This is a genomic window from Methylobacterium sp. B4, from assembly GCF_003201865.1.
Classification (GTDB): domain Bacteria; phylum Pseudomonadota; class Alphaproteobacteria; order Rhizobiales; family Beijerinckiaceae; genus Methylobacterium.
On the sequence record NZ_QJJJ01000016.1, the window covers coordinates 61,629 to 75,544 of the forward strand.

The 13,916-nt window shown below is 70.5% G+C and carries 12 protein-coding genes; 4 read left to right on the plus strand and 8 right to left on the minus strand.

Annotated elements, in window-relative coordinates:
* Window positions 1-37 precede the first annotated feature (37 nt).
* The 7 genes from tolA to ruvB form a co-directional block, all read right to left on the minus strand.
* Window positions 38-1,426, minus strand: coding sequence for a cell envelope integrity protein TolA (tolA, locus tag BY998_RS17640; RefSeq protein WP_110352915.1), 1,389 nt, complete (start codon window positions 1,424-1,426; stop codon window positions 38-40).
* 14 nt (window positions 1,427-1,440) lie between these two features.
* Window positions 1,441-1,890, minus strand: coding sequence for a biopolymer transporter ExbD (locus tag BY998_RS17645; protein ID WP_110352916.1), 450 nt, complete (start codon window positions 1,888-1,890; stop codon window positions 1,441-1,443).
* Between the two features lie 45 nt (window positions 1,891-1,935).
* Window positions 1,936-2,652: a protein TolQ gene (gene tolQ / locus BY998_RS17650; RefSeq protein WP_110352917.1), complete on the minus strand. Its 717-nt coding sequence runs from the start codon at window positions 2,650-2,652 to the stop codon at window positions 1,936-1,938.
* Window positions 2,653-2,944: 292 nt separating this feature from the next.
* Entirely contained in the window at window positions 2,945-3,376 is a 432-nt protein-coding gene (gene ybgC / locus BY998_RS17655; RefSeq protein ID WP_110352918.1) for a tol-pal system-associated acyl-CoA thioesterase, read from the minus strand.
* Between the two features lie 128 nt (window positions 3,377-3,504).
* Complete coding sequence (locus tag BY998_RS17660) at window positions 3,505-4,218, minus strand: DUF4142 domain-containing protein (RefSeq protein ID WP_110352919.1); 714 nt, start codon at window positions 4,216-4,218, stop codon at window positions 3,505-3,507.
* A gap of 294 nt (window positions 4,219-4,512) precedes the next feature.
* Window positions 4,513-5,481: a metallophosphoesterase gene (locus BY998_RS17665; RefSeq protein ID WP_110352920.1), complete on the minus strand. Its 969-nt coding sequence runs from the start codon at window positions 5,479-5,481 to the stop codon at window positions 4,513-4,515.
* Window positions 5,474-6,544, minus strand: coding sequence for a Holliday junction branch migration DNA helicase RuvB (gene ruvB / locus BY998_RS17670; protein ID WP_110352921.1), 1,071 nt, complete (start codon window positions 6,542-6,544; stop codon window positions 5,474-5,476). Before ruvB ends, BY998_RS17665 begins: the two co-directional genes overlap by 8 nt.
* Window positions 6,545-6,726: 182 nt before the next feature.
* On the opposite strand from ruvB, the gene BY998_RS17675 reads away from it, so the two are divergent.
* Window positions 6,727-8,433 (plus strand): L,D-transpeptidase family protein, encoded by a 1,707-nt coding sequence (locus BY998_RS17675; RefSeq protein WP_110352922.1) that lies wholly within the window; start codon window positions 6,727-6,729, stop codon window positions 8,431-8,433.
* Between the two features lie 132 nt (window positions 8,434-8,565).
* A complete protein-coding gene (locus BY998_RS17680) occupies window positions 8,566-9,093 on the plus strand; it encodes a DNA starvation/stationary phase protection protein (protein ID WP_110352923.1) in 528 nt (175 codons plus the stop codon).
* 225 nt (window positions 9,094-9,318) lie between these two features.
* Here the strand turns inward: BY998_RS17680 and BY998_RS17685 are convergent, their stop codons facing one another.
* Window positions 9,319-12,018, minus strand: a complete 2,700-nt coding sequence (locus BY998_RS17685) for a GNAT family N-acetyltransferase (protein WP_110352924.1) — start codon at window positions 12,016-12,018, stop codon at window positions 9,319-9,321.
* Window positions 12,019-12,374: 356 nt separating this feature from the next.
* Here BY998_RS17685 and BY998_RS17690 point away from each other — a divergent pair, with 356 nt between their 5' ends.
* Both BY998_RS17690 and BY998_RS17695 read left to right on the plus strand, forming a co-directional pair.
* Entirely contained in the window at window positions 12,375-13,019 is a 645-nt protein-coding gene (locus tag BY998_RS17690; RefSeq protein ID WP_110352925.1) for a class II aldolase/adducin family protein, read from the plus strand.
* Window positions 13,020-13,371: 352 nt separating this feature from the next.
* Complete coding sequence (locus BY998_RS17695) at window positions 13,372-13,881, plus strand: MucR family transcriptional regulator (RefSeq protein ID WP_110352926.1); 510 nt, start codon at window positions 13,372-13,374, stop codon at window positions 13,879-13,881.
* The last annotated feature ends 35 nt before the right edge of the window (window positions 13,882-13,916 follow it).

Sequence of the window (13,916 nt, forward strand, 5' to 3'; positions counted from 1 at the left end):
CCGATCGCGCGAGGCGGTCGGCGGGGCCGGTCGAGGCTCACACGGGCGAGAACTCGAACTCGGCGTTGATGGCCTTCCAGTCGTTGTAATAGGGCGCGTACTGGGCCGGGATCTTGTAGGGCGCACAGCGCCGCACCGCCCGCAGCGCGGCCTGGGCGATCGATTGGTCGACCGCGTTCGAGCCCGACCGCATCACCCGCGGCTCGCTGGTGAGGGAGCCGTCCGCGTTCAGGCGGATGTCGAGCATCGGCAGCACCACGCCCTGCGTCGCTCCGGGCGGAGCCGAGTAGCAGCGCTCGATCTGCTGCTGGAGCATGCCGACGAGCGCATCCCGCAGGGAGGGCGAGAGGCGCTGGGCATTGCCCGTCGCCGTCCCGAGCGAGGCCGTGCGCTGCACCTCGCGGCCGGTGGCGCCGGTCGATTGCGACGGCGAGCGGGCGAGGGTCTCGCGGATGTCGCCGGGGCTGAACTTGTTGGCGAGCTCCGCCTGCTGGCGCGCCTTGGCCTCGGCATCCGCCTTGGCCCGCGCATCGGCCATCGCCTTCGCCTTGGCTTTCGCAGCGGCCTCCGCCTTGGCCCGCGCGTCGGCTTCCGCCTTCGCCTTGGCTTCGGCCACCTGCTTGCGGTGCTCGGCCTCGGCCTTGGCCTTGGCTTCCGCCTCGGCCTTCGCCTCCGCGGCCTTGGCGGCTTCCGCCTTGGCGTGCGCTTCGGCCTCGGCTTTCGCCTTGGCGTCGGCCTTGGCCTTCGCATCGGCGCGCGCCTTGGCCGCGGCGTCCGCCTTCGCCTTGGCGTCGGCTTCGGCCTGCTCGCGCTCGATCAGCTTCTGCAACTCCTCGCGTTTCTCGGCCTCGGCCTTCTGCGCGGCCGCCTTCGCCTCGGCGGCTTTGGCGGCCTCGGCCTTCGCAGCTTCGGCCTTGGCGGCGGCGTCCGCCTTCGCCTTGGATTCGGCTTTGGCCTTCGCTTCGGCGGCCTTGGCGGCTTCCGCCTTGGCTGCTTCGGCCTTCGCGGCCTCCGCCTTGGCGGCAGCGGCCTCCGCCTCCTCCTTCACGGGGTCGGCCTCGTTCGTGCGTAGGGGCATGGCGTCGACGGCCGCGATCTTGGTGTCGGCGATGCGGGTGGGGGCAGCCGGCGCGTCGGTCTTGGCGTTCTCGGGCTCGCGCTGCTCCTGCTTCTCCGCCACGCGGTCGGCGCGGTTGGGCGTCTTCTCCGGCCGCTCCGCATTACGCTCGCCGCGGGTCAGCTCCGAGAATTGCTGCTCGGTCAGCACCTCGACCGGCACGCCCTCCTGCGCGTCCGGCAGGGCCGGCGCGGCCACGGCGAACAGGGCCAGACCCAGCACGGCGGCATGCGCCCCGGCGGAGATCCAGACGCCCGGTTCGCGGTTCTTGAAAGGCTCTGTGAGAGCGTTGGGCCAGCGCAAAGCCACGATGCCTCGCCCCGCTAGTTCGATTCCGGCTCGGTCACGAGGGCGACCTTCTTGAAGCCGCCGCCGGTCACGATCGCCATCACCTGAGCCACGCGCCCGTAATCGACGCGCTTGTCGCCGCGCACGAACACGCGCTCCTCGGTCCCGGTCTTGGCCGTCTGCATGAGCTGGGGCACGATGTCGTCGTCCTTCAGCTCGACCTCGCCGAGGTAGACCTCACCGGTGCGGCGGATCGAGAGCGTGATCGGCTTCACGTCGGAGTTGAGCGGGCTCGCCTTCGACTGGGGCAGGTCGAGGGGCACACCCACCGTCATCATCGGTGCGGCGACCATGAAGACGATCAGCAACACCAGCACGACGTCGATGAACGGCGTCATGTTGATCTCGTTGATGGCGCCCTGCCCGCGCCGTCCGCGGCGGCGGCGCTTGCCGCCGCCCTGCGCCGCGCCGTGCGTCATGCCCATCGAATTCTGCCCATGAGCTTGGCTCCCGCTTGTGCGAACGGCCGATCAGGCGGCGACCGAGAGGCGCTCGTCGATCTGGCGGGAGAGGATCGCCGAGAACTCGTCGGCAAAGCCCTCCAGCCGCGACTGCGACTTGGCGACCGAGGCCTGAAGCTTGTTGTAGGCGAGCACCGCGGGGATGGCCGCGAACAGGCCGATGGCGGTGGCGAACAGGGCCTCGGCGATGCCCGGCGCCACGACGGCGAGCGAGGTGTTCTTGGAGGCGGCGATCGAGGTGAAGGCGGTCATAATGCCCCAGACCGTGCCGAACAGGCCGATATAGGGACCGGCCGAGCCGATCGAGGCTAGGAAGAGAAGGCGCGAGTCGAGCCGCTCGACCTCGCGCTGGATCGTCACGTCGAGCACCTTGTCGATGCGCTGCGACAGCGAGTGGATCTGCCGGCCCGAGCCCTCGAAGGAGCGCTTCCATTCCCGCATGGCGGCGACGAACAGGGCGCCGAGGCCGGTCGGCTGGCGGTCATTGAAGGAGCGGTAGAGTTCCTCCAGCGAGCGGCCGGACCAGAACGCCTCCTCGAAGGCATCCATCTCGGCTTCCGTGCGGCGGAACAGCAGCGTCTTGTCGACGATGATCGACCAGCACCAGATCGAGGCGCCGAGCAGGCCGATCATCACGAGCTTCACGACGAAGTGGGCCTGCCAGAACAGGCCGAACAGGCTCATGTCTGCGACGGGCGCGGCCTGCATGGCATCGGCTGGAGTCATCGAACGATCCTCGCGTCGTCAGGGCCGCGCTGGAGCGCACCGGACTGCCGACTGATCCTTTGAGCGATGTGGATTGAGATCACTCGGGAATCTGTCGAAAGTAAGGGTCGGGACCGGCTCCGGCCCATGCTGCGGCGCGGGGCGAGACTTCCCGCAGGCGAGTCTAAGCCCGCTTCAGAGTTAAGAAACCGTTGCGAAACCTTGCCGTCGATCGTCGTGGGTCGGCGGACGAATTGAGAAGGACCGCTCGGAGAAAGCCGGCTGCCGATGATAGCAATGCAAATATCCGCTGTCAGACGGAGCCGTGCCCGTGCGGCGTCAGCGCGCGGCGCAGGCTGTCCGGCAGGCGGATCGCGCGCCCGTTCCGGACGCAGGCGACGACCACGTCGGCGCGCACCAAGACCTCCTCGCCCCGGCGCACCTCCTGGGCGAGATGCAGGGAGGCCCCGCGCAACTCGCTCGAGCGGGTGTGAACCTCGATCAGGTCGTCCATGCGTGCGGGCTTGAGGTAGTCGAGATTCATCTTTCGCACGACGAAGACGAGCCCTGCCCCCTCCGCGTGCAACTCAGACTGGTCGCCTGCCAATCCGCGCAGCAACTCGGTGCGCCCACGCTCCATGAAGCGCAGATAGCTGGCGTGATAGACGAAGCCCGAGAAATCGGTGTCCTCGTAATAGACACGCAGCGGGAGGCGGTGCGCGTCGGCGCCTGGGGTCGGATCCATGGGTATCCGGGTCTCGAAGGAGGGCCGGTCTTTACCGGCTCCGACCCGCGGTGGCGAGAGTCGGTGTGCCAACGGCGAGGGCCGCCCCTTTCGAGGGCGGCCCTGCCGGCATGTGGAAGTCCGATGGCTCAGCCGCCGATGCGATTGGCGAGGGTGGCCGAGTGGGCGTGCTCGTCGGCGATGTAGGGCAGCGCCTCGCCCGCGAAGCTGCGGCCGGCGGCGCTGTCGCCGTTGCGGGCATAGCTGCTGTAGAGGGCCAGCGTGCGGGCGTCCGAGCGGGCCTGCTCGTTGACGTAGGTGCGGTCGAACTCGCGGGCGGAGCGGGCCGAGCGCAGGCGCTCCAGCCGCTGCTGGCCGTTCGGGCCGAGGGCGACGCGGCGGCCGGGCTCGCCCGGGCTGTTGTCGATCAGGCCGACGCCGCCGAGCACGCCGCCGACGATACCGGTGCCGATATTGGCGGCCAGCGTCACGGGAGCGAGCACCACGCCGACCGGATTGTCGAGGCGGGTCGGGATGCCCTGCTGGTCGGAGACGACGCGACCGCTGGCGGTCAGCGACGTGCCCTGGGGCAGCAGCGCCTTGGTGGTGGCCTCACGCTCGACCAGAACCCGGTTGGCGTAGTTGCGCACCTGCGGGTTGCGGGAGCGTTCCAGGGCGATCCGGCTCGCCTCGATGCTGGCGGCGTCCGAGCGCAGGGCCTCGGCGCGGAACTCCCGGGTGTCGGTGGCCGCGCGGCCGATCGGAGCCTCGGCGCCGATGCGCAGCGGCAGGGCGTCCTGGGCCAGGGCGGGCGCGGTGAGAGCGACGGACAGGCCGAGGGCAGCCAGGACGGTCGACTTCATGGCGGTGGTTTCCTTGGAAGGTCGTGCTGGGATCGTGTGGGGCCGGCGCTCTTGGAAGAGCGGGGTCGCGGCCTCAACTTGTGCACTGCACGCATGTTCCCGTCCGACACGCTCCTGTGATCACAGGCCCCGGGGCGGACGACTCGGAAGCCGGATGCCGACGACGCCCAGCGAAAAGCGTTTTGTATGAGCTATTTGTCCTTGTGGCTGGTGAGCCCCGCCACGTTTCGATGCGCGGGAAGTTCGGAAGCTGCTGCCGTCTTTTGCACCGACTGCTATGCGTTGAGCGCATCGTCAGTGGGTCGAGCCTAGCTCCGCTCCGAGGTCGACCACGACGATCTCCGGCGGGATGCCGAACCGCACCGGCGCGATGCTCATGCCGAGGCCGCCGGACACGATCAGGTCCGCCTGCTCGCGCACATGGCCGTAGGCGAAGCGGTTCCGATAGCGGGAGGGCACGACCGGCGCGTAGCCGAACAGGCGCACCTGTCCGCCATGGGTATGCCCCGAGAGCGTCAGCGCGATCCGGGGCGGGACCTCGGGGAAGATGTCGGGCTCGTGCGCGAGCAGGATCGCCGGCGCCCCGTCCGGGATCTGGGCGAGCGTGCCGGGCAGGTCGTCGATGCCGATCCGGGCATGGCCCCGCTGTTTCGCGCTCGGCTGGAAGGCGACCTGATCGCCGAGGCCGGCGAGCCACACCTCGTGGCCGCGCACGGAGAACGGCAGCGCCTCGTTCTGCAGCACCTGGATGCCGTTCTTCCGCAGCGCCTCTCCCGCGACGGTCGGACCCGCGCCGCGGGCCTGCGCCGATCGGTCCTCCCACCAATCGTGATTGCCGAGGATGGCGTAGGTGCCCAGCGGCGCGGTGAGTCCCGCCAGGATCGGCGCCCACTCCGCCGCTTCCAGGGTGCGGGTGACGAGGTTCATGCCCGACAGGTAGTCGCCGAGCAGCACCGTCACATCGCCGTTCAGGGCATTCGCGGCGGCCACGATCCCGGCGATCCGCGCGGCCGACATCCACGGCTCGCAGGCATGGATATCGGCCAGCGCGACGATCCGCAGCTTCAGCCCCTCGGGCCAGGGGCCCAGCGGCCGGAGCCGGTAGCGTGTGATGGCAAGGCGCATCGGCTCGATGCCGACGGCGTAGGCGCCCGTGCCGGCGCCGGCCAGGGCGGTGGCGCCGAGGCCGACCAGGACGGTGCGGCGGGTGACGGAGACGGGCCTTCCTTTGTCGGAGCGAGCGCGCTCGTCCGCCTCAGGCATCGGGATCGTCGCTGCCGCCGAACAGGCCGAACTGCGTGCCCGGATCGCGGCGCGGTTCGGCGAAGCCCATGTGGCGGAAGGCGTGCGGTGTCAGCACCCGCCCGCGGGGGGTGCGCTGCACGAAACCCTTCTGGATCAGGTAGGGCTCGATGATGTCCTCAATCGCGTCGCGAGGCTCCGAGAGCGCGGCGGCGATGGTCTCGATCCCGACGGGGCCGCCGCCGAAGGAAGAGGCGATCAGGGTGAGGTACTTGCGGTCCATCACGTCGAGGCCGACGGGATCGACGTCGAGCATCTGCAGCGCCCGATCGGCGATGGCCCGGGTCACCGTCGGCGCGTCGTCGACGATGGCGAAGTCGCGCACCCGGCGCAGCAGGCGCCCGGCGATGCGCGGCGTGCCGCGGGCGCGCTTGGCGATCTCGTTGGCGCCTTCCTCCGACATGCCGAGGCCGAGCACCCGCGCGCCCCGGCGCACGATGAGTTCCAGCTCGTCGATCTCGTAGAATTCGAGGCGGATCGGGATGCCGAAGCGGTCGCGCAACGGGGTCGTCAGCAGGCCCGCGCGGGTGGTGGCGCCGACCAGGGTGAATTTCGGCAGCTCGATCTTCACTGAGCGGGCGGCGGGGCCTTCGCCGATGATCAGGTCGAGCTGGTAATCCTCCATCGCCGGATAGAGGATTTCCTCCACCGCCGGGTTGAGACGGTGGATCTCGTCGATGAAGAGGACGTCGCGCTCCTCCAGATTGGTGAGCTGCGCGGCGAGATCACCGGCCTTCGCGATCACCGGGCCGGAGGTCGAGCGGAAGTTCACGCCGAGCTCGCGGGCGACGATCTGCGCGAGCGTGGTCTTGCCCAGGCCCGGCGGGCCCACGAACAACACGTGATCGAGGGCCTGGCCGGTCTTCTTGGCCGCCTCGATGAAGATGTTCATGTTGGCGCGCGCCGCCCGCTGCCCGATGAACTCGGAAAGGCTGAGCGGGCGGATCGACTGATCCACGTCGTCCGGCCGCCGCTCGGGATTCAGCAGCGTCTTGCCGGGCTTGGAGGGCTTGTCTTCGCTCACGGGGGTCTCGCGGGGCGGCGGCTCACAAGGCGTTTTGCACATCCCGGGCGCCGGGGCCACCGCGGCGAAATCGACCCCGGAGGCAGGGGCGACGTGCCGCGGCACACGCCGCCCGAGGGGCCTTCAGCGAGTTGGTAACCAAGGCCGCGGATGATCGGACCGTGCTTCTGACGAGAACCGCGATGCCGAACGTTTCCTCCGCCCCGCGCGGGTCCCGCCGCACCCGGCTCCTCGGCGGCACCGGCGCCGCCCTCGCCCTGCTGCTCGCCGGCCCGCTCCGGGCCGAGCCGGCGCCCGAGGCAGGCGCCGATTCCCGCATCAACCTGCGGATCGAGCCGAAGGCCGAGGGCGCGCCCGAGCCCAAGCGCGAGCTGCGGGCCGATCCCAATCCCGATAAGCCGGAGGCCAAGCCTGAGCAGAAGGTCGAGCGCCCGACCGCCGGGACGGTGGCCGTTCCGACCGAGGCGCCGCAGCCGAAGAAGACGTCGCGGGAGCTGCCACCGGTCGTCTACGCCCGGGTCTCGGAGGACCCGCTGCCGACCTACACCGCCCAGACCTTCGTCGAGACGATGCGGGCCGCCGAGCGCTACCAGATCTACGCCGAGGCCGGCGGCTGGAAGGCGCTGCCCGCCGACTTCGCCCCGAAGCCCGGCGACAGCCACGCCGCCATTCCCTCGCTGCGCCACCACCTGACCCTGACCGGCGACCTTCCCGCCGACGCGCCTCCCTCCGACCGCTTCGATCCCCCGCTGGTGGCCGCGGTCAAGTCGTTCCAGGCCCGCCACGGCCTGCCCGATGCGGGCATCTTCGGCCGCCTGACCCTGAACGCGCTCAACGTTCCGGCGGACGTGCGCCAGCGCCAGCTGCGCGCCTCGGCGCAGCGCCTGATGGGATCGAGCTTCGGCTTCGGCGAGCGCTACGTGACCGTGAACATTCCCTCGGCCACCGTCGAGGCGGTGGAGGGCGGGGCGGTGACCCGGCGCTACGTGGCGGTCGTCGGCTCGCCCGACAAGCAGACCCCGGCGGTCGAGACCCGCATCACCGACGTGAACCTCAACCCGACCTGGACCGTGCCGATCTCGGTGATCAAGAACGAGATCATCCCGACGATGCGCAAGAATCCGGGCTATCTCGCCAAGAACCGCATCCGCATCCTCGGTCCGGGCGGCGTCGAGGTCGATCCGACCACCATCGACTGGACCACGCAGAAGGCGGCCAACTACACGCTGCGCCAGGATTCCGGTCTCGACAACTCGTTGGGCCAAGTGCGCATCGACATGCCGAACCGCCACGCGATCTACATGCACGACACGCCCTCGAAGTCGTTGTTCGCGGGCTCGGTGCGCTTCCACTCCCACGGCTGCGTGCGCGTCGGGCAAGTGAAGGAGTTCGCCGCCTGGCTGCTCCAGGGCACCGAGGGGCCGAACGGCGCCGGCTCGGCTTGGGGGCCGATCGAGATCGAGACCGCCATCGCCGCGGGCGAGCGGCGCGACGTGAAGCTCGTGAAGCCCACGCCCGTCGCCTTCGTCTATCTCACCGGCTACGCGACGTCGGACGGCCGGGTGCATTTCCGCGACGACATCTACGGTCTCGACACGCCCCCCGCCCCGGCGGCCGCGACGCCGCCCGCCCCCGACGTGACGACGACGGGCGCCATCACGCCCCGCCCGGCGCCGGCCGCTCGCCCGGCCACACCGTCCCGTCCGGCGGCGGCCCAGGCCCCGGCGCCCAAGCCGGCGGTGCGGACCGCCCCCGCCCCGGACGCGCCCGCGCCTCAGCCGCCGAGCGCCGCACCGAAGCCGCAGGCCCGCAAGGTCGCTCCGCCCGCTCGCGGCCCCGAGGGCGAACCGGTCCTGCTGCCGCCCGGCCTCGTGGGCGGTCGCGGCTGAGATCGGCGCCGCATCCACAGCAGCGCAGCCATGCGGGGCGGAACAAAGCCCCCTCGTCCCTCATTTTGCCGACCGAGTGCCGGCGCGCGTCGCCGGCTCGATTGCGTTTGCAGACTTTCAAGGACGATCCCCATGGCCAAGGCTAAGCTGCGCGTCGGCAGCGACCGGCTGAACACGCCGACCGATCTCGATCCGAACGATGTCGCGAAGATCTCGGAGGGCCTGACGGTCCTGCTGTCGGATCTGTTCGCGCTCTACATCAAGACCAAGAACTTCCACTGGCATGTCAGCGGGCCGAACTTCCGCGACTACCACCTGCTGCTGGATGAGCAGTCGCAGCAGATCTTCGCGATCATCGACGCGGTGGGCGAGCGCGCCCGCAAGATCGGCGGTACGACCCTGCGCTCGATCGGCCAGGCCTCGCAGCTCAAGCGCGTGCCGGACAACAACGCCGAGTATGTCAGCCCGCTGGAGATGCTCAAGGAGCTGCGGGACGACAACAAGGCGCTGACCGCCAACATGCGCGAGCTGCACAGTGTGACCGACGAGGCCAACGACGTGTCGACCACGAGCCTCCTCGAGGAGTGGATCGATCAGTCCGAGGAGCGGACGTGGTTCCTCTACGAGTCGACCCGTGAGGCGACCGAAGGCGGCCACTGACCGTCCTCCACGGTCCGAAATAGCGAGGTGAGGAGGCCGCCGGTCATGAGACCGGCGGTCTTTTTTTCGAGTCGACGTCTTCCGCGCCGTCGCGAGGCTCGGCGCGGGCGATCGGGGTCGCGGCGTCTCCGGATCGTGCGGAACCCTGGATTGCCGCCGCTTCGCCTTGCAGCGACGGCACAGTCATCCGGCGGATACCGTGAGAGACGAAGCGGCCTCGGATCGTCAGGGCGCGACCTTCAGCGTCGCCGTCACGAGGCTCGGATCGTCGGGGACCGGGCGTTCCTCGAAGCCGAGATGGCGGCAGACGGCCCGCATCGGCCTGTTCTCGGCGAGCACGCTGCCCTCCACGCAGCCGATGCCCTCGGCCCGCGCCCAATCGATCATCATCCGCATCAGGGCGATGCCGAGACCGGTACCCTTGTTGTCCGAGCGCACGAGGATCGCGAACTCGCCCGTGTCATGGTTGGCGTTGGCGTGCAGCCGCACCGCGCCGAGCATGCGGTGCTCCTCGTCGGCCTCCTCGGCGATGGCGACGAAGGCGATGGCCCGCGAGTAGTCGAGCTGGGTCAGCCGGGCCAGGAAGGCGTGGCTGAAATCGCGCACTGGGGCGAAGAAGCGAAGGCGGACATCCTCGGGATCGACCTGCGCGAAGAAGCTGCGGAACATGCCCTCGTCATCGGGGCGGACCGGCCGGACCTGGACGCGGCGCTCGCCGAGATCGAGATGCCGTTCCCAGTCGGAGGGATAGGGCCGGATCGCGAAGCGCGGGTGCCAGTTGCCGCGGTGGCCCTCCGGGGCCGGTTCGGCGGCGACCCGGACCCGGGCGTCGAGGGCGATCACCCCGTCGGCATCGGCCAGGAGCGGGTTGATGTCGAGTTCGCGCACGGCCGGAAGGTCGGCGGCGAGTTGCGCCAGCTTCACGAGCACGAGGGCGATGGCCGGCACGTCGGCGGCCGGCACGTCGCGATAGGCCGCGAGCCGCCGCGCCACGCGGGTGCGCCCGATCAGCTCGCTCGCCAGGGCGAGATCGAGGGGCGGCAGGGCGAGGGCCCGGTCGTCGATCACCTCGACGGCCGTGCCGCCCCGGCCGAACACCACGACGGGCCCGAAGACGGGATCCTCGGCGAGGCCGGCGATGAGTTCGCGCCCCTCCGGCCGGCGGACCATGGGCTGGACCGCGAAGCCCGCCACCCGCGCCTCCGGGCGCAGCGCGCGCACCCGTGCGAGCATGATGCGCGCGGCCTCGCGCACGTCGGCCTCGGAGGTGAGCCCGAGCCGCACGCCGCCGACCTCCGACTTGTGGACGACGTCCGGCGAGACGAGCTTCAGGGCGATGGTATTGCCGCTGGCGATCAACGGCCAGGCCGCGGCGGCGGCCCCGTCCGGATCGGGGGCCAGGGTCACCGGCACGGAGTCGATGCGATAGGCGGCGAGCAGTTCGGCCACCGCGTGCGGATCGAGCCAGCTGCGGCCCTCTCGAACAGCTTGATCCACGATGCGGCGCGCCACCGCGATGTCCGGCGAGAAGTCGCGCGGCAGCGCATCGGGCGTGCGCATGAGGTCGTCCTGGGCCTCGCGGTAGCGCACGAGGTGCAGAAAGCCTTCGACCGCGTCGTCGTCGGTGGCGAAGACGGGGATCTTGGCCCGCGCGTAGATCGCGCGGATCGCCTCGTCCTCGCCGATCGCCACCGCGAAGACCGGCTTGCGGCGCCCGGCCCTGCGGGCGTTGGCGACCGTGCCGGCGACGGCCTCGGCGACCTCGTGGCTGCCGGCCCGGGCCGTCGGGACGTGGACGGAGACCAGCGCGTCGCTGTCGCGCCCGGCCAGAAGCGGCTCCAGCGCCCGGGCGAAGTCCCCGGCGAGCGCATCGATGCCGAGGTCGAGCGGGTTGGCCTGCGCGCCGTGGCGCAGCGTCTCCAACTGCGCCAGCGTCGCCTCCTCGGGCACCGCCAGGGTGCCGCCGCGATCGGCCAGGCGGTCGGCGGCAAGGGCGCCGATGCCGCGGCCGTTCGAGACGATCATCAGCCGGTTGCCGGGGAAGGGCCGCTGGCGGCCCAGCGTCTCCACCGCCGAGAACATCGCGTCGAGCCCGTCCACGGCGAGCAGCCCGGCGCGGCGGAAGGCGGCCTCGTAGACCGCGCCGGGCCGGGCCAGCGCGCCGGTATGGGTTTCCGGGCGGTGGCCCGGCGCCTCGTGGCGGCCGGTGCGCAGGACCACGACGGGCTTGGCGCGGGCCGCCGCCCGGGCCGCGGTCAGGAATTTGCGCGCATCGGCCACGTGGTGCAACGACAGGATGATCGCGCGGGTGCGGTAATCCTCCGCGAAATGATCGAGGCAGTCCGCCACGTCGATGTCGGCGGAGCGGCCGAGCGTCATCACCGCCGAGAAGCCGACCCCGCGCCGCCACGCCCACTCGGCGATGGCCGAGCCGACGGTGCCCGATTGCGACACCAGCGCGAGGTCCCCGGCCTTCGGCGGACGCGCCAGCAGGCTCGCGTTGAGGCCGCCGGCCGGAACGCTGAGGCCGATGCTGTCGGGGCCGATCAGCCGCAAGCCGTAGCGCCGGGCGACGGCCTGGGCCGCGCCGACGGGCGCCGCCTCGCCGTTCCCGAGATGGGCGGACAGGATCACCGCTGCGGCCGCTCCGACCGCTCCGGCCTCCTCCACGATCGCCGGCACCGTTGCGGGCGGCGTGGCGATCATCACGAGGTCGGGGGCCTGCGTGAGGTCGGCGAGGCGCGCGACGCAGGGCAGGCCGTCGACGCTGGCCTCGCGCGGATGCACGGGCACGATGCTGCCGGTAAAGCCGCCCGCGCGCAGGCCGTCGATGATGGCCCGGCCGACGGAGCCCGGCCGGTCGCCCGCACCGACCACCGCGATCCGGCGCGGGGCGAGCAGAGCCTCGAAGCGATAGGTGCTCATGGGAGCGGTCTATACCATCCGGAGCGGATGCGCGGAGGGCGCAGCCTTTCGGGGAAGCCCGCCTCCCCTCACCGGTCCGTCCCCGCGGCGAGCACGTGCGCCCCGCACAGGGTGAGCAACTTCGGCCGCTGCGCCCGCTCGGCGAGGTCGGCCCGGCTCATCCATGCCTGTTTCACCGGCGCGCTCCCCCGGATACAGTTCGTCCGCGATGCCGCGGCATCGTCCCGAAATGCGGTTGCCGCTCTTCAGAAAATGACGATGCGCTCGGGATTACCGCTCCAACCGCGTCGAGACGGGTCCGTTCCGACGCGGGTCCTCCGCCTGATCGCGGACCGGCGTCCAAGGGAGAACCCCCGGTGTCCACACTCGCGACCCGCCAGGCGATCGCCGGGGCCATGTGCCGCCTGCTCGATCTCGGCCTCAGCCAGGGCACCTCGGGCAACATCTCCGTACGCGTGGACGGAGGCTTCCTCGTCACGCCCTCCGGCATTCCGGCCGAGGATCTAGCCCCGGACGATCTCGTGGCGATGGATTTCGACGGCCGCTACGACCATCCGCTGGCGCCCTCCTCGGAATGGCGCTTCCACCGCGACATCCTCGCGGCCCGGCCCGAAATCGGCGCGGTCGTCCACGCCCATCCGCCCTACGCCACCGGCTTCGCGATCTGCGGCCGGGAGATTCCGGCGGTGCATTACATGATCGCCATGGCCGGCGGACCGACCATCCGCTGCGCGCCCTACGCCCCCTACGGCACGCAGCGCCTCTCGGACCTCGCCCTCGCGGCGCTGGACGGCCGCAGCGCCTGCCTGCTCGCCAACCACGGCATGATCGCCACGGGACCGACCCTGGCGAAGGCGCTCTGGCTCGCCGTCGAGGTGGAAACCCTGTGCCGGCAATACGCCATCGCCTTGCAGGTCGGCGCGCCGGTCGTGCTGTCGGATGCCGAGGTGGCCGAGACCGTCGAGCGCTTCAAGTCCTACGGTCCGCGCGAGAAGTCGTGATCGTGACGCCGGAGGCGAAGCGTCGCTTCGACACTCGCCGTGGGCCGGTCCCGTTTTTCCGCATTCGGCTTTGCTTGAACTCGCGGAATCTTGGCGGCGGGTCGCCAAAAATTACAAAGTGGTCAGACTTGTTTCACCGCGCCGCAGGGGCCGCATAGAGCGGATTAAGCCGTTACGCGTCCAAAAGTCTAATTGATTTCTGGGAAGTCCATAAATCCACCTTGCGGTTCATTCAATCAAAGGTTAAGTCCGACCTCATTCAGCGCAGCGAGTTCGGGTTCGGCAGGGTCAGTGCCGACCTAATGAAGCGTATTGCCTGCGAACGACGGCGCATATTGGAAGGATAATCAGAATGTCGCTCGAGGACGGCGTTGCCGGTGACTGTGTCTCCCTGACGGTCGACATCGTATCGGCCTTCGTCGGGAACAACTCGCTGGCCGCCGGTGAACTGCCGAACTTAATCGCCTCGGTCCACGGCGCCCTTACCGAGTTGTCCCAAGTGTCCGTCGAGGTAGAAGAGACACCGCCGACGCCGGCGGTTTCGATCCGCCGCTCGATCCAGCCCGACTATCTCGTCTGCCTGGAGGACGGCAAGCGTTTCAAATCGCTCAAGCGGCATCTGCGCACGCGTTACAACCTCTCGCCGGAGGAGTATCGGGCGCGTTGGAACCTGCCAGCCGATTATCCCATGGTTGCCCCGAACTACGCGGCCACTCGCTCGGAGCTGGCCCGGACCATGGGCCTCGGCCAGCAGCGCCGGAAATGGCCGGCCAAGACGGCGCCTGGGCCCGAGGCCCCCGACGTCGAGACGCCCGCCGAGGGCGCGGCCCCAGCGCGTCGGCGCACGCGCAGCGGCAGCTAGGACGTGGCCTGAGGCCGGCATCGCCCGGCTTCCAC